Source organism: Pseudomonas sp. BN417, assembly GCF_029871205.1.
Lineage (GTDB): Bacteria > Pseudomonadota > Gammaproteobacteria > Pseudomonadales > Pseudomonadaceae > Metapseudomonas.
In genome coordinates this window covers 259,630-276,816 of record NZ_SSOJ01000162.1, presented here as the reverse complement: position 1 = coordinate 276,816, position 17,187 = coordinate 259,630, and the positions used below count along the sequence as shown (strand labels likewise).

8 protein-coding genes, 2 tRNA genes and 2 rRNA genes are annotated in these 17,187 nt (G+C 61.9%); 6 read left to right on the top strand and 6 right to left on the bottom strand.

What is annotated here, in order from left to right; genetic code table 11:
• Positions 1-36: 36 nt before the first annotated feature.
• The 6 genes from E8F11_RS28145 to E8F11_RS28120 form a co-directional block, all read right to left on the bottom strand.
• A 23S ribosomal RNA gene (locus E8F11_RS28145) occupies positions 37-2,927 on the bottom strand.
• Positions 2,928-3,162: 235 nt separating this feature from the next.
• Positions 3,163-3,238, bottom strand: a tRNA-Ala gene (locus tag E8F11_RS28140).
• A 32-nt stretch (positions 3,239-3,270) separates the two neighbouring features.
• Positions 3,271-3,347: transfer RNA gene (locus tag E8F11_RS28135), tRNA-Ile, on the bottom strand.
• 65 nt (positions 3,348-3,412) lie between these two features.
• A 16S ribosomal RNA gene (locus E8F11_RS28130) occupies positions 3,413-4,949 on the bottom strand.
• Together the 16S and 23S rRNA genes with 2 tRNA genes alongside form the textbook arrangement of a ribosomal RNA operon.
• A gap of 483 nt (positions 4,950-5,432) precedes the next feature.
• On the bottom strand, positions 5,433-6,656 hold the full coding sequence (locus E8F11_RS28125; protein ID WP_280292196.1) for a CaiB/BaiF CoA-transferase family protein: 1,224 nt from the start codon (positions 6,654-6,656) through the stop codon (positions 5,433-5,435).
• Between the two features lie 76 nt (positions 6,657-6,732).
• Positions 6,733-7,914, bottom strand: a complete 1,182-nt coding sequence (locus E8F11_RS28120) for an acyl-CoA dehydrogenase (protein WP_280292195.1) — start codon at positions 7,912-7,914, stop codon at positions 6,733-6,735.
• A 196-nt stretch (positions 7,915-8,110) separates the two neighbouring features.
• Here E8F11_RS28120 and E8F11_RS28115 point away from each other — a divergent pair, with 196 nt between their 5' ends.
• From E8F11_RS28115 to E8F11_RS28090, 6 genes are all read left to right on the top strand, one after another.
• Entirely contained in the window at positions 8,111-9,019 is a 909-nt protein-coding gene (locus E8F11_RS28115; protein WP_280292194.1) for a LysR family transcriptional regulator, read from the top strand.
• Between the two features lie 206 nt (positions 9,020-9,225).
• Complete coding sequence (locus E8F11_RS28110) at positions 9,226-10,992, top strand: DUF1302 domain-containing protein (RefSeq protein ID WP_280292193.1); 1,767 nt, start codon at positions 9,226-9,228, stop codon at positions 10,990-10,992.
• Positions 10,993-11,009: 17 nt separating this feature from the next.
• The gene (locus E8F11_RS28105) at positions 11,010-12,380 is read left to right on the top strand and encodes a DUF1329 domain-containing protein (RefSeq protein ID WP_280292192.1); all 1,371 of its coding nucleotides are present in this window, start codon (positions 11,010-11,012) and stop codon (positions 12,378-12,380) included.
• Positions 12,381-12,540: 160 nt separating this feature from the next.
• Entirely contained in the window at positions 12,541-15,060 is a 2,520-nt protein-coding gene (locus E8F11_RS28100) for a LuxR C-terminal-related transcriptional regulator (RefSeq protein ID WP_280292191.1), read from the top strand.
• A gap of 639 nt (positions 15,061-15,699) precedes the next feature.
• Complete coding sequence (locus E8F11_RS28095) at positions 15,700-16,860, top strand: Re/Si-specific NAD(P)(+) transhydrogenase subunit alpha (RefSeq protein ID WP_280292190.1); 1,161 nt, start codon at positions 15,700-15,702, stop codon at positions 16,858-16,860.
• Positions 16,861-16,871: 11 nt separating this feature from the next.
• A complete protein-coding gene (locus tag E8F11_RS28090) occupies positions 16,872-17,186 on the top strand; it encodes an NAD(P) transhydrogenase subunit alpha (protein WP_003458205.1) in 315 nt (104 codons plus the stop codon).
• Position 17,187: the final 1 nt, after the last annotated feature.

Here is a 17,187-nt window from a genome sequence, read left to right as displayed (position 1 = left end):
TTCGCACCGACAATCCGCAGATTGTTTGGGTGTTATATGGTCAAGCCTCACGGGCAATTAGTATCGGTTAGCTCAACGCCTCACAGCGCTTACACACCCGACCTATCAACGTCGTAGTCTTCGACGGCCCTTCAGGGGATTCAAGATCCCAGTGAGATCTCATCTTGAGGCGAGTTTCCCGCTTAGATGCTTTCAGCGGTTATCTCTTCCGAACATAGCTACCCGGCAGTGCCACTGGCGTGACAACCGGAACACCAGAGGTTCGTCCACTCCGGTCCTCTCGTACTAGGAGCAGCCCCTCTCAAATCTCAAACGTCCACGGCAGATAGGGACCGAACTGTCTCACGACGTTCTAAACCCAGCTCGCGTACCACTTTAAATGGCGAACAGCCATACCCTTGGGACCGGCTTCAGCCCCAGGATGTGATGAGCCGACATCGAGGTGCCAAACACCGCCGTCGATATGAACTCTTGGGCGGTATCAGCCTGTTATCCCCGGAGTACCTTTTATCCGTTGAGCGATGGCCCTTCCATACAGAACCACCGGATCACTAAGACCTACTTTCGTACCTGCTCGACGTGTCTGTCTCGCAGTCAAGCGCGCTTTTGCCTTTATACTCTACGACCGATTTCCGACCGGTCTGAGCGCACCTTCGTACTCCTCCGTTACTCTTTAGGAGGAGACCGCCCCAGTCAAACTGCCCACCATACACTGTCCTCGATCCGGATGACGGACCAGAGTTAGAACCTCAAGCATGCCAGGGTGGTATTTCAAGGTTGGCTCCACGAGAACTGGCGTCCTCGCTTCAAAGCCTCCCACCTATCCTACACAAGCAGGCTCAAAGTCCAGTGCAAAGCTACAGTAAAGGTTCACGGGGTCTTTCCGTCTAGCCGCGGATACACTGCATCTTCACAGCGATTTCAATTTCACTGAGTCTCGGGTGGAGACAGCGCCGCCATCGTTACGCCATTCGTGCAGGTCGGAACTTACCCGACAAGGAATTTCGCTACCTTAGGACCGTTATAGTTACGGCCGCCGTTTACCGGGGCTTCGATCAAGAGCTTCGCTTGCGCTAACCCCATCAATTAACCTTCCGGCACCGGGCAGGCGTCACACCCTATACGTCCACTTTCGTGTTTGCAGAGTGCTGTGTTTTTAATAAACAGTCGCAGCGGCCTGGTATCTTCGACCGGCATGGGCTTACGCAGTAAATGCTTCACCCTCACCGGCGCACCTTCTCCCGAAGTTACGGTGCCATTTTGCCTAGTTCCTTCACCCGAGTTCTCTCAAGCGCCTTGGTATTCTCTACCCGACCACCTGTGTCGGTTTGGGGTACGGTTCCTAGTTACCTGAAGCTTAGAGGCTTTTCCTGGAAGCATGGCATCAACCACTTCGTGTTCCAAAGGAACACTCGTCATCAGCTCTCGGCCTTGAACACCCGGATTTGCCTAAGTGTTCGGCCTACCACCTTAAACTTGGACAACCAACGCCAAGCTGGCCTAGCCTTCTCCGTCCCCCCATCGCAGTAACTAGAAGTACGGGAATATTAACCCGTTTCCCATCGACTACGCATTTCTGCCTCGCCTTAGGGACCGACTCACCCTGCGTCGATTAACGTTGCGCAGGAACCCTTGGTCTTTCGGCGTGGGTGTTTTTCACACCCATTGTCGTTACTCATGTCAGCATTCGCACTTCTGATACCTCCAGCAAGCTTCTCAACTCACCTTCACAGGCTTACAGAACGCTCCTCTACCGCTCGTCTTGCGACGAACCCGTAGCTTCGGTGTCTAGTTTGAGCCCCGTTACATCTTCCGCGCAGGCCGACTCGACTAGTGAGCTATTACGCTTTCTTTAAAGGGTGGCTGCTTCTAAGCCAACCTCCTAGCTGTCTAAGCCTTCCCACATCGTTTCCCACTTAACTAGAACTTTGGGACCTTAGCTGACGGTCTGGGTTGTTTCCCTTTTCACGACGGACGTTAGCACCCGCCGTGTGTCTCCCACGCTGACACTTCCAGGTATTCGGAGTTTGCATCGGTTTGGTAAGTCGGGATGACCCCCTAGCCGAAACAGTGCTCTACCCCCTGGAGTGATACGTGAGGCGCTACCTAAATAGCTTTCGAGGAGAACCAGCTATCTCCGAGCTTGATTAGCCTTTCACTCCGATCCACAGGTCATCCGCTAACTTTTCAACGGTAGTCGGTTCGGTCCTCCAGTCAGTGTTACCTAACCTTCAACCTGCCCATGGATAGATCGCCCGGTTTCGGGTCTATTCCCAGCGACTAGACGCCCTATTAAGACTCGCTTTCGCTACGCCTCCCCTATTCGGTTAAGCTCGCCACTGAAAATAAGTCGCTGACCCATTATACAAAAGGTACGCAGTCACCTAACAAAGTAGGCTCCCACTGCTTGTACGCATACGGTTTCAGGTTCTATTTCACTCCCCTCTCCGGGGTTCTTTTCGCCTTTCCCTCACGGTACTGGTTCACTATCGGTCAGTCAGTAGTATTTAGCCTTGGAGGATGGTCCCCCCATATTCAGACAAAGTTTCACGTGCTCCGTCCTACTCGATTTCACTTCCTGGACCCTTTCGCGTACGGGGCTATCACCCACTATGGCCGCACTTTCCAGAGCGTTCCGCTAAAATCCAAGAAGCTTAAGGGCTAATCCCCGTTCGCTCGCCACTACTAAGGGAATCTCGGTTGATTTCTTTTCCTCAGGGTACTTAGATGTTTCAGTTCCCCTGGTTCGCCTCTTGCACCTATGGATTCAGTACAAGATACCTAGGTTATCCTAGGTGGGTTCCCCCATTCAGAGATCTCCGGATCAAAGTCTGTTTGCCGACTCCCCGAAGCTTATCGCAGGCTACCACGTCTTTCATCGCCTCTGACTGCCAAGGCATCCACCGTATGCGCTTCTTCACTTGACCATATAACCCCAAGCAATCTGGTTATCTGTCTCGAACGTGAAGACGACATTCGCCGAAAATTCGCGCTTGAACTCGCAAATTTTACCTTGAGCTAACTGATCGCCAGTGATAACGATCAATCAGTCACTTCTATCACATACCCGAATTTTTAAAGAACGATTCTGAAACAAAGTCCAGAATTCAATATCCATTCACGGATATTCAATTCTGAGCTCTTGGTCTGCTTCGCTGAGAGTGGTGGAGCCAAGGAGGATCGAACTCCTGACCTCCTGCGTGCAAAGCAGGCGCTCTCCCAGCTGAGCTATGGCCCCAATGTCAACCGGTCATACGACCCCGCGACAATTGGTGGGTCTGGGCAGATTCGAACTGCCGACCTCACCCTTATCAGGGGTGCGCTCTAACCAACTGAGCTACAGACCCAATCGCCTTCGCAATTGAATCAAGCAATTCGTGTGGGAACTTATGAAGAAGCTGAAGTCTTCGATTAAGGAGGTGATCCAGCCGCAGGTTCCCCTACGGCTACCTTGTTACGACTTCACCCCAGTCATGAATCACTCCGTGGTAACCGTCCTCCTTGCGGTTAGACTAGCTACTTCTGGAGCAACCCACTCCCATGGTGTGACGGGCGGTGTGTACAAGGCCCGGGAACGTATTCACCGTGACATTCTGATTCACGATTACTAGCGATTCCGACTTCACGCAGTCGAGTTGCAGACTGCGATCCGGACTACGATCGGTTTTATGGGATTAGCTCCACCTCGCGGCTTGGCAACCCTTTGTACCGACCATTGTAGCACGTGTGTAGCCCTGGCCGTAAGGGCCATGATGACTTGACGTCATCCCCACCTTCCTCCGGTTTGTCACCGGCAGTCTCCTTAGAGTGCCCACCATAACGTGCTGGTAACTAAGGACAAGGGTTGCGCTCGTTACGGGACTTAACCCAACATCTCACGACACGAGCTGACGACAGCCATGCAGCACCTGTGTCTGAGTTCCCGAAGGCACCAATCCATCTCTGGAAAGTTCTCAGCATGTCAAGGCCAGGTAAGGTTCTTCGCGTTGCTTCGAATTAAACCACATGCTCCACCGCTTGTGCGGGCCCCCGTCAATTCATTTGAGTTTTAACCTTGCGGCCGTACTCCCCAGGCGGTCGACTTATCGCGTTAGCTGCGCCACTAAGATCTCAAGGATCCCAACGGCTAGTCGACATCGTTTACGGCGTGGACTACCAGGGTATCTAATCCTGTTTGCTCCCCACGCTTTCGCACCTCAGTGTCAGTATCAGTCCAGGTGGTCGCCTTCGCCACTGGTGTTCCTTCCTATATCTACGCATTTCACCGCTACACAGGAAATTCCACCACCCTCTACCGTACTCTAGCTCAGTAGTTTTGGATGCAGTTCCCAGGTTGAGCCCGGGGCTTTCACATCCAACTTGCTGAACCACCTACGCGCGCTTTACGCCCAGTAATTCCGATTAACGCTTGCACCCTTCGTATTACCGCGGCTGCTGGCACGAAGTTAGCCGGTGCTTATTCTGTCGGTAACGTCAAAACACTAACGTATTAGGTTAATGCCCTTCCTCCCAACTTAAAGTGCTTTACAATCCGAAGACCTTCTTCACACACGCGGCATGGCTGGATCAGGCTTTCGCCCATTGTCCAATATTCCCCACTGCTGCCTCCCGTAGGAGTCTGGACCGTGTCTCAGTTCCAGTGTGACTGATCATCCTCTCAGACCAGTTACGGATCGTCGCCTTGGTGAGCCTTTACCCCACCAACTAGCTAATCCGACCTAGGCTCATCTGGTAGCGCGAGGTCCGAAGATCCCCCGCTTTCTCCCGTAGGACGTATGCGGTATTAGCGTCCGTTTCCGAACGTTATCCCCCACTACCAGGCAGATTCCTAGGCATTACTCACCCGTCCGCCGCTCGCCGGCATCCCGAAGGACCCGCTGCCGCTCGACTTGCATGTGTTAGGCCTGCCGCCAGCGTTCAATCTGAGCCATGATCAAACTCTTCAGTTCAATACTGCTTGGGTTTTGAGAAAACCCTAAACTTGGCTCAGCAATCGCAAATAAACTCTCGAATTCACGAGTGTTACTTGTGTTGCTGATAATCAGTTGACTACCAGTCTTACTTCACAAGCACCCACACGAATTGCTTGATTCAGTTGTTAAAGAGCGTTTCGACCGAGTCTTTCGTCTCAACCGAGGCCGCGCATTCTACAGCAGCCTTTCTTTCTGTCAAGCTGTTTTTCGAAAATTTCTTTTCTACTCAACCACTTGCTGCTTCTGCGACTTGGTCGCTTCAGCGAGGGGCGCATTCTACATCACCCCGCCTTGCCGTCAAGCTGTATTTTGAAAATTTCTTTTCACTTCAACAGCTTACCGCTTTCGAGAACCTCGGTCCCCGTCAGCGAGGCGCGCATTCTACATGAGCCAAGGGGGCTGTAAACCCCCCTTTTGAAATTATCTTCAAATCACTTTGCGGGCCTCTATATAAGAAGCCTAGATAACTTCCGCCTTGCGCAATGCATCCACCTGCTCCGCCGCGAGTCCCAGCACCTGCTGGAGCACTTCCCGGGTGTGCTCACCCAACAGTGGCGGCGGCATCCGGTACTCCACCGGGGTATCGGAAAGACGCAAGGGGCTGGCCACCTGCGGCACCATGCCGGCCAGGGGGTGGTCCAGTTCGACCCGCAGCCCCCGCGCCTGCACCTGGGGATCGGCGAAGACAGCGGCCAGGTCGTTGATCGGTCCGCAGGGTACGCCTACTTCTTCCAGCGCGGCGACCCACTCGGCGGTGGTCTTGAAGACCGTTGCCTGGCGGATCATGGGGATCAGCTCGGCGCGATGGGCCACCCGCGCCTTGTTTGTTGTAAAACGCGAGTCGTCCGCCCACTCCCGATGACCGGCGACCTCGCAAAACTTGCGGAACTGGCTGTCATTGCCCACGGTGAGGATGAAATCACCATCCGCCGTGGGGAAGTCCTGGTAGGGGACTATGTTCGGATGGGCATTGCCCAGGCGGCGGGGCGGGTTGCCCGTGGTCAGGTAGTTCATGGCCTGGTTGGCCAGGCAGGCGACCTGTACATCGAGCAGCGCCATGTCGATGTGCTGCCCCTTGCCGCTGATCTCGCGGGAAGCCAGGGCCGCGAGCATGGCGACGGAGGAGTAGAGCCCGGTGAGGATGTCGGTCAGCGCCACGCCCACCTTGACCGGCCCGGCACCGTCTTCCTGGTCGGAGCGACCCGTGATGCTCATCAGCCCGCCAAGGCCCTGGATCATGAAGTCGTAGCCGGCGCGCTTGGCGTAGGGGCCGAACTGGCCGAAGCCGGTGATGGAGCAATAGATGAGGCGCGGGTTGATGGCCTTCAGCGACTCGTAGTCCAGGCCATAGGCTGCCAGGCCGCCCACCTTGAAGTTCTCGATGAGGATGTCGGACTTCATCGCCAGCTCGCGAACCAGCTTCTGGCCCTCGGGTCGGGTGAAGTCGATGGTCACCGACTGTTTGTTGCGGTTGGCCGAGAGGAAGTAGGCCGCCTCGCTGGTGTCCCGGCCGTCGGCGCCCTTGAGGTAGGGCGGCCCCCAGGCGCGGGTGTCGTCGCCGGAGCCCGGCCGCTCGACCTTGATTACCTCGGCCCCCAGGTCCGCGAGGATCTGCCCGGACCAGGGGCCGGCCAGCACACGGGAGAGGTCGAGCACACGGATATGGGAGAGAGCGCCAGCCATGGGATCACCTGGGATGGAAAAGTGAGTCCGGGCCGCCCCCTCTCTATATAGAAGAGGAGAAGGCCCGGGCGGGGGATCAGAAGAACGCCTGGATGCCGGTCTGCGCGCGACCGAGGATCAGCGCGTGGACGTCGTGGGTCCCCTCGTAGGTGTTCACCACTTCCAGGTTGACCAGGTGGCGGGCCACGCCGAACTCGTCGGAGATGCCGTTGCCGCCCAGCATGTCGCGGGCCATGCGCGCGATATCCAGAGCCTTGCCGCAGGAGTTGCGCTTCATGATGGAGGTGATCTCTACCGCGGCGGTGCCTTCGTCCTTCATCCGGCCCAGGCGCAGGCAGCCTTGCAGGGCCAGGGTGATCTCGGTCTGCATGTCGGCCAGCTTCTTCTGGATCAGCTGGTTGGCGGCCAGCGGTCGGCCGAACTGGTTGCGGTCCAGCACGTACTGGCGCGCGGTGTGCCAGCAGGCTTCGGCGGCACCCAGGGCACCCCAGGAGATGCCGTAGCGGGCGGAGTTCAGGCAGGTGAACGGGCCACGCAGGCCGCGCACCTCGGGGAAGGCGTTCTCTTCCGGGACGAAGACGTTGTCCATCACGATCTCGCCGGTGATGGAGGCGCGCAGGCCGACCTTGCCGTGGATCGCCGGGGCGGAGAGGCCCTGCCAGCCCTTCTCGAGGACGAAGCCGCGGATCTCGCCGGCGTCATCCTTGGCCCAGACCACGAAGACATCGGCGATCGGGCTGTTGGTGATCCACATCTTGTTGCCGGTCAGGCGGTAGCCGCCGTCGACCTTCTTCGCGCGGGTGATCATCGAGCCCGGGTCGGAACCGTGGTTCGGCTCGGTCAGGCCAAAGCAGCCAATGTATTCGCCGCTGGCCAGCTTGGGCAGGTACTTCTGCCTGGTGGCTTCGTTGCCGAACTCGTAGATCGGCACCATCACCAGGGAGGACTGCACGCTCATCATCGAGCGGTAGCCGGAATCGACGCGCTCGACTTCACGGGCGATCAGGCCGTAGCACACGTAGTTCAGGCCGCTGCCGCCGTACTCGGCGGGGATGGTGGCGCCGAGCAGGCCGGTCTCGCCCATCTCGCGGAAGATCGCCGGGTCGGTCTGTTCATGGCGGAAGGCTTCGAGGACGCGCGGGGCCAGCTTGTCGGCGGCGAACTGCTCGGCGCTGTCACGCACCATGCGCTCTTCTTCGGTGAGTTGCTGGTCCAGCAGCAGCGGGTCGATCCAGTTGAAGCTTGCTTTGGCAGCCATGGGCGGGTTCCTCGATGGATTGGGTGGAGGGAGCGGGAGCCGGAATACGACTCGGGCCTCGTTCGTATGCAGCCATCCTAGACAGCCTAGGCCGGATCGCACAAACGAGGATTTCGCATGCTGTTGTGCTAATTTCTCATTCCGTACTGCCAGCAAGCCCTGTTTACAGCGTCGAATTGTGAAGTCGAGGTACAGCATGCGCCGAAAGATTCCCAGCACAGCCGCCCTGGTCGCCTTCGAGTCGGCCGCCCGCCACCAGAGCTTCACCAAGGCAGCCGAGGAACTGGCGCTGACCCAGAGCGCCATCTGCCGGCAGATCGCCGGGCTGGAGGAGTTCCTCGGCCTGGAGCTGTTCCGCCGTTCGCGGCGCGGAGTGAAACTGACGGAAGCGGGCCTCGCCTACTCCCGGCGCATCGCCGCTCAGCTCGACGCAGTGGAGCGCGACACCTTGGCGGTGATGGGCCAGCAGGGCGCCATGACGGTGGAGCTGGCCATAGTCCCCACATTCGGGACCCAGTGGCTGGTGCCCAGGCTGAAGGACTTCCAGCGCCTGCACCCGGAAGTCACGGTGAACCTGACCAACCGCACCCGGCCCTTCCTCTTCGCCGATACCGATTTCGATGCCGCCCTCTACTTTGGCGACGCGGAATGGTCCGGCACCCGCGCGGACTTCCTGATGCATGAGAATCCGGTGCCGGTGTGCAGCCCAGCGCTGCTGGGCGAGCGCAGTAGCCTGGACGCCGAGGCCATCGCCCGGCTGCCCCTGCTTCAGCAGACTACCCGCCCCTATGCCTGGCGCCAGTGGTTCAATTCCCTTGGCATGAATGTGGCGCGCGACCTCAGCGGCCCGCGCTACGAACTCTTCTCCATGCTGGCGCAGGCCGCCATGCACGAGATGGGCGTGGCGCTCGTCCCGCCCTTCCTGATCCAGCGCGAACTGGCCGACGGCCGCCTGGTCATCGCCCATCCCCACAGCTTCCGCAGCGACAAGGCCTATTACCTGATCATCCCCGAGCGCAAGTTGGAATCCGCCGCCCTTGGCGCCTTCCGCAACTGGCTGGTCGACGCTGCGCGCGACTACCGGATGGAAGCCGGCCTGGAGTGATCCCCACTTCGCAGGCCGCTGTAACCCCAGGTAGCAGAGGCCACCGGCGACCACTCCCAGAGCGCTGCGCCTGGCGCTCGCAAAGGTCGTTTCGCGCTGTCTGCTCACCCACTCGGGTGATAGGCGAAATCGCCCGTTCAGGCAGTTATGGCAGGGATTACGGCTGATTAGCATGGGGCCTCCAAAGACCCGCTCTGGAGAGCCGCATGACAACAAGAACAATGCGCGGAATCTTCCGGCCGCACACGCTGGCCGCCGCCGTCGCCCTGGGTTGCAGCGCCCAGGCCTATGCCGTCACGTTCAACATCGGCGAGATCGAAGCGCAGTTCGACTCCTCCCTCTCGATCGGCGCCAGTTGGGCCGTGCGCTCGGCCGACCCGGAATTCATCTCCACCGCCAGCGGTGGCGAGGCGCTGTCGCGGACCTCCGACGATGGCCGGCTGAACTTCAAGAAGGGCGAGACCTTCTCGAAGATCTTCAAGGGCATCCATGACCTCGAGCTGAAGTACGGCGACACCGGCGTGTTCCTGCGCGGCAAGTACTGGTACGACTTCGAGCTGAAGGACGAGCACCGGCTCTTCTATGACATCGACGACCACAATCGCAAGGAAGGCGCCAAGGCCTCCGGCGCGCAGCTGCTCGATGCCTTCCTCTACCACAACTACAACCTGGGGGACCTGCCGGGCAGCTTCCGCGTCGGCAAGCAGGTGGTGAGCTGGGGTGAGAGCACTTTCATCGGCAACAGCATCAACTCGATCAACCCGATCGACGTGTCCGCCTTCCGCCGTCCCGGCGCCGAGATCAAGGAAGGCCTGATCCCGGTGAACATGATCTACCTGTCCCAGAGCCTGACCGATAACCTCTCGGCCGAGGCCTTCTACCAGCTGGAATGGGACCAGACGGTGGTCGACAACTGCGGCACCTTCTTCTCGACCTCGGACGTGGTGGCCGATGGCTGCGTCGACCGCCTGGTGGTCGCCGGCCCGGACTTGCCGCCCGGCGTGTCCACCAACACCGGCGGCACCCTCTTCATTCCCCGCGCCGGTGACCGCGACGCCCGCGACAGCGGCCAGTTCGGCGTGGCCCTGCGCTGGTTCGTGACGGAGCTGAACGATACCGAGTTCGGCGCCTACGCGATGAACTACCACAGCCGCGGCCCCGTATTCAGCACCATCCGCACCACCACCCCGAGCGCGGCGATCATTCCCGGCGCCCCCGGCGCGCGCTACTTCATCGAATACCCGGAGGACATCCGCCTCTATGGCCTGAGCTTCCAGACCAACGTCGAAGGCACCTCCCTGGCGGGCGAGGTCAGCTTCCGGCCGAACATGCCGCTTCAGATCAACAGTACCGACCTGTCCTTCGCCGCGCTCGGCGTACCGAACTCGCCGGTCTTCGAAAGCGGCCACGCGCTCAACCGCTCCGGCGCAGATCTGCACGGCTACGAGCGCAAACCGGTCACCCAGGCCCAGGTCACCGCCACCCAGTTCATCGACCAGGTGATGGGCGCCAGCCGCCTGACCCTGGTGGCCGAGGTGGGCTACAACCACATCGGCGGCCTGGATGACGACATCGGCGAATTGCGCTTCGGCCGCGACCCCATCTACGGCCCTGGCCAGCTGTCCTCCCAGGCCATCTGTCTGGCGCTCACCGCCGCAAGCCCGCAGCAACGCGAGTGCAACGACAAGGGCTTCTACACCAGCAGCTCCTGGGGCTACCGCGCCCGCGCCAGCCTGGACTACAGCAACGTCATCGCCGGGATCAACCTGACCCCGAGCGTCGCCTGGTCCCACGACGTGGACGGCTACGGCCCGAACTTCAACGAAGGCTCCAAGGCCATCAGCCTCGGCCTCAATGCCGACTACCAGAACACCTACACCGCCAGCCTCAGCTACACCGACTTCTTCGGCGGCCACTACAACACGACCACTGACCGCGACTTCGTCGCCCTCAGCTTTGGCCTCAACTTCTGACAGCAAGGACTCAAAGAATGACCAAGAGAAGAATCCTGCAAAGCGGCGTGCTGGCCCTCAGCCTGCTGGCCGCCAACGTCATGGCCGCCGTCTCCCAGGACGAGGCCGCGCAGCTCGGCGCCAGCCTCACCCCGCTGGGGGCGGAGAAGCTCGGCAACGCCGATGGCAGTATCCCGGCCTGGACCGGTGGCCTGCCAACCAACGCCGCCGTGGTCGATTCCAACGGCTTCCTCGGCAACCCCTTCGCCAGCGAACAGCCGCTGTTCACCATCACCGCAGCCAACGCCGAACAGTACAAGGACAAGCTCTCGCCCGGGCAGATGGCGATGTTCAAGCGCTACGCCAGCACCTACAAGATCCCGGTCTACCCCAGCCACCGCACTGCCGCCGCGCCCCAGGCCATCTATGACGCGGCCAGGCAGAGCGCGCTCAATACCCAGCCCGTGGACGGCGGCAACGGCCTGTCGAACTTCGCCGAGAGCCACTACTATGCCTTCCCGATTCCCAAGGACGGCGCCCAGGTCCTGTGGAACCACATCACCCGTTACCGCGGCGGCAACGCCCGGCGCCTGGTGGTCCAGGCCACGCCGCAGACCGGCGGCTCCTTCACCCCGGTGCAGTTCGAGGACGAAGTCGCCTTCCCGGCCGACATGCGCGAGCTGGACAAGGAAAAGTCGGCCAACGTGCTGCTCTACTTCAAACAGCGGGTTCTGGCGCCCTCACGCCTGGCGGGTAACGTGCTGCTGGTCCACGAGACCATCGACCAGGTCAAGGAACCGCGCCTGGCCTGGCTCTACAACGCCGGTCAACGCCGCGTGCGCCGCGCGCCCCAGGTCGCCTATGACGGTCCCGGCACCGCCGCCGACGGCATGCGTACCGCCGACAACTTCGACATGTTCTCCGGCGCCCCGGACCGCTACGACTGGAAGCTGGTCGGCAAGAAGGAGATGTACATCCCCTACAACAGCTACAAGCTGGAATCGCCGCAGCTCAAGTACAAGGAGATCATCCAGCCGGGCCACCTCAACCAGGACCTGACCCGCTACGAACTGCACCGCGTCTGGGAAGTGGTCGCCACCCTCAAACCCAACGAGCGACACATCTACGCCAAGCGCCACTACTTCATCGACGAAGACAGCTGGCAGATCGCCTACGCCGACCACTACGACGGCCGCGGCCAGCTCTGGCGCGTCGGTGAAGGCCATGCCAGCTATCACTACCAGCGGCAGGTCAGCACCTATTCGGTGGAGGCCCTCTACGACATCATCGCAGGGCGCTATATCGCCCTCGGCCTGAAAAACGAAGAGAAGCACGGCATCGAGTTCGGCTTCGCCGCCACCGGCGCCGACTACACCCCCGCGGCCCTGCGCAACGCCGGCATCCGCTGATTCCACCAGGCGCCCTGCATGCAGGGCGCCGCTCCCTCCGTTTCCCTCCTCCTTATGGCGCGCCATCAGCGCCGTCCATGCTGCTTCAAGCCCGCCATGGGGCCATCTAGTCTGCGGACGTCCGGTTCATCCATAACTACAACTCCGCGAGAACCGCCCCATGCCACGCCCTGGCCAGACTCCGCCCGCCCTTCCGTCGCGCCTGCCGCGCCTTCCGCCGGCCCACGTCCCCCGCCCATTGCTGGTCGAACGCCTCGCGGCCCAGGACGCGCGCCTGCGCCTGCTCTGCGCGCCGGCCGGTTTCGGCAAGAGCGTGCTGCTCAATGAGTTCCTCCGCGCCCAAACCGAGTTGGGCCTGGTCATCTGGCTCACCCTCGCCGGCCAGCCGCTGACGCCCGAACAACTGGTCGCCCAACTCGCCTGCGAGCTGCAGCAGGACATCCCGCCCTTACCTGCGGCCCAGGCCATGCAGCAGCTGCTGGGACATCGCGGCGAGCGGGTCTGGCTGGTCCTGGACGACTACCCCGGCCAGCCGTCGCCGGGCCTGGACGACTGCATCGACCAGTTCCTCGCCCGCGCCCTGCCCGAACTGCGCTTGCTGGTCAGCGTGCGCCAGCGCCCGGCCTGGAACCTCCCCCGCCTGCTGCTCGCCGGCGAGCTGCTGGAACTGGACGCCACCCAGCTGTCCTTCGACCGCCGGCAACACGAGCAACTGGTGGACCTGTTGGCGCCGCAGACCGGCGCCGCCCTGCGCGAAGAACTCTGGCAGGAAACCGCGGGCTGGTGCGCCGGCGTGCGCCTGCACCTCTCCGGCAAGGCACCGGCCACCGCCGGCGGCAGCCATTGCTGGCTGAAGGAATACCTCGACCACGAACTGCTCAATCGCCTGAGCCCGGAAGAAGCCAATTGCCTGTTCGCCCTGGCGCACCTGCCGAAGGTCTCCGCCAGCCTCTGCCAGCACCTCTGGGAAGACAGCGACGGCGCCGAACTGTTCGAGCGCCTGCTGGCTCGCCAGGCCTTCTGCATGCCGCTGGACGAGCACGGCACCTGGTACCGGGTGCTGCCCGCCGTGGCGCGGGCGCTGCGCCACCGCATCAGCGAAGCCGCCGCCACCCACCTGCACCTCAGTGCCTGCCGCATGTTCATCGCCGCCGGCCAGGTGGAAGACGCCATCGAACAAGCCCTGTGCGCCGGCCAGCAGGAAGCGGCGGCCAATTACCTGGAGCGCCTGGGCCAGGAGTGGTTGACCGGCGAACAGCACCTGGCCCATCTGCTGGCCTGGCGCACTCGCCTGCCTGCCCCCCTGCTGGAAAGCACCCCGCGCCTGCTCAGCCTGAACGCCTGGGGCCTGCTCATCTCCTGGCGCCTGGACGAGGCCGAGGCCTGCATCGACAAGCTCAGCCACTTCCTGCCGCAGCCCAGCGCCCAGCGCAACCGCAAGCTGCTGGCCAACTGGCAGGCGCTGCACGGAGTGCTCACGGCGCTGCGCGGCCAGTCCGCGACCACGGCCGAACAGCATTGCCGCGAGGCCCTGGAGCAACTGCCCGAGCACGACTGGATGCCCATCCTGTTCTGTTGCTCCAGCCTGGCCCGGGTGGCTATGGCCAGCGGCGCCCCCGAGCAGGCGCCACCACACCTGCACAAGGCCCTGGAGATCGCCCGCCGCCAGGGTAGCCTGCTGTTCGAGGTGCTGATCAACCTCGACCGCATCCGCCTGCTCCTGCTGCGTGGCGAGTTCGGCAGGGCCCAGACCCTGTTGGAACAGAGTTTCGCCCTGATCGGCCAGCGCAAACTGGTGGACAGCCTGCTGCTCGGTCGCCTGCACCTGATCCAGGCCGAACTGCACCTGATCGCCGACCGCCTGGAAGACGCCGAGCGTGCGCTGCAGGCAGGGCTGGAACAGGCCCAGGGCTGCGCCGACCCCTTCGCCCTGCACGGCTTTCTCGGCCTGGCCGAACTGCACGCCCGCCGCGGCAATTTCGACCAGGCCTTCCAGGAGCTGCGCGAAGCCGAGCGGCAGATGCATTGCCGCCAGGTCTGGCGCTACGCCTACAGCGGCGTGCTGAACCTGCAGGGCATGCGCGTGCTGGCCCGTCAGGGGCGCTGGGAACGCATCGAGCCGGTGGCCCTGCGCATCCAGCGCTACTTCATCGGCGAGCGGGCCTGGATGGCGCCGCTGGACTACCCCACCCTGCCCTCACGCAATCAACTGCTGCTGGCGCGGGCGCAGCTCGAGGCCGGCTGCGCCGAACAGGCCGAAGCCACGCTGCAGGCTCTGCTGGAGCGCTGCCAGGCCCTGCAGTTCGTGCCATTGGGCTGCGAGGTGCGCCTGGCCCTGGCCGCCACCTGGCGCGCCCAGGGCCGCGCCGACGCAGGGCAACTCGAACGCCAGGCCCTGGAGCATGCCGAGCGCCTGGGCATGCAATGCCTGCTGCGAGACCACCCGCGCAACGACAGCGCGGTCCAGGTCGAGAGCGACCACACCAGCCTGCTCAGCCAGCGCGAACGCGCCGTGCTGCAGTTGCTGGCGGAGGGCTTCTCCAACCAGGAGATCGGCACCTACCTGTTCATCTCGGTCAACACGGTGAAAACCCACACCAAGAAGATCAACAGCAAGCTCGGCGTCAAGCGCCGCACCCAGGCGGTGATGCGCGCCAAGACCCTGGGGCTGCTGGTGTGATTCCCCGTAGCGCCGCGCCCTCTCCGTAGCTCGACCCGGCCGGCGCTGGAAATCCTGCACGCCTCTCGTTGAGCTTCGCTCAGGCCAGCGTGGCCCGCACCAACCGACGATGGGACTCCGCATCCGCGACAATCTGGCGCAGCCCGCGGCGCTGCTGGGCTACGCTTGCTTGATAAACCCGGCCAAAAACAAATCCTGACCCTGTAGTCAGGCATTTTCAAAAGCTACAGAACGCCCATTTTCCGCAGCCTTATGGCAACTATTAAAAAGTCTGATTAACAGTGCTCCAGCCATTAACGGCAGGATGTCTCGGGCTGCAAGCTCGTACCGGCGTTGCTCTGATGGAAAGGCATTCAGCGTCGGGATGCGGCACAGCTCCGGTTGGACCGGCTAAAGGGCCCCACACCAGTGATGGCGGGGGTTCAAACGGAAAGCGGAGCTTAGTGGTCGAAACGTGACTTGTAGTTATCATCGCGTTCAGCTTCAGAACTTCTTGAAGCATTCGCGGTTCCGACTGCAGAATGCCGCGCCCCCAGGTTCAGGTGGTGCGGTACCAGGCTGTTGAAAGGCGGACTCGCCCTACCAGAGCACCACCCGTAGTGCACTGGTTCACCAGATCGATCACGCAGGAGATTTGAAGTGCACATCGGTGTTCCTCTCGAAAGCCAAGCTGGCGAGACGCGGGTTGCCGCGACGCCCGAAACCATCAAGAAGCTGGTGAGCCAAGGCCACCAGGTGACGGTGCAAAGCGGGGCCGGCGTCAGCGCCAGCATCCCGGACAGTGCCTATGAGGCCGTTGGCGCCACCATCGGCAACGACGCTGCTGCCTTCGGCGCCGACCTGGTGCTGAAAGTGGTTGCCCCGACCGAGGGCGAGCTGGCGCACATGCGCGCCGGTGCCGTACTGGTCGGCATGCTCAACCCCTTCAACAACGAGACCATCGCGCGCATGAACGCCCGCGGCGTCACCGCCTTCGCCCTCGAAGCGGCGCCGCGCACCTCCCGCGCCCAGAGCCTCGACGTGCTGTCCTCCCAGGCCAACATCGCCGGCTACAAGGCGGTGATGCTGGCGGCCAACCACTACCCGCGCTTCATGCCGATGCTGATGACCGCCGCCGGAACCGTGAAGGCCGCCCGCGTGCTGATCCTCGGCGCCGGCGTCGCCGGCCTGCAGGCCATCGCCACGGCTAAGCGCCTGGGTGCCGTGATCGAGGCCTCTGATGTGCGTCCTGCCGTGAAAGAGCAGATCGAATCCCTCGGCGCCAAGTTCGTCGACGTGCCCTTCGAGACCGATGAAGAACGCGAATGCGCCCAGGGCGTCGGCGGCTACGCCCGCCCGATGCCTGCCTCCTGGATGGAACGCCAGGCCAAGGCCGTGCACGAGCGCGCCAAGCAGTCCGACATCGTCATCACTACCGCACTGATCCCGGGCCGCAAGGCACCGACCCTGCTGCATGAGGCCACCGTTGCCGAAATGAAGCCGGGCTCGGTGATCATCGACCTGGCCGCGGCGCAAGGCGGCAACTGCCCGCTGACCGAAGCCGAGCAGGTGGTGATCAAGCATGGTGTAACCATCGTCGGCCACAGCAACTTGGCGGCCATGGTGCCGGCAGACGCTTCCGCCCTCTATGCGCGCAACCTGCTGGATTTCCTCAAGCTGATCATCGACAAGGACGGCCAGCTCACCATCAACCTCGAAGACGACATCGTCGCCGCATGCCTGATGTGCCGCGACGGCAACGTCGTGCGTAGCAACGGTGCTCCCGCCGCGACCGCTGCTCCGCAAAAAGTGAACGCATAAGGATAGAGACCATGGACCTGATTTCCGACGGCATCTACAACCTGATCATCTTCGTGCTGGCCATCTACGTCGGCTACCACGTGGTGTGGAACGTCACCCCGGCCCTGCACACCCCGCTGATGGCGGTGACCAACGCCATCTCGGCCATCGTGATCGTCGGCGCCATGCTGGCCGCCGCCCTCACCGTCACCCCGCTGGGCAAGACCATGGGCACCCTGGCCGTAGCCCTGGCCGCGGTGAACGTCTTTGGTGGCTTCCTCGTCACCCGCCGCATGCTGGAAATGTTCAAGAAGAAAGCGCCGAAAGCGGCAGCGGAGAAACACTGAC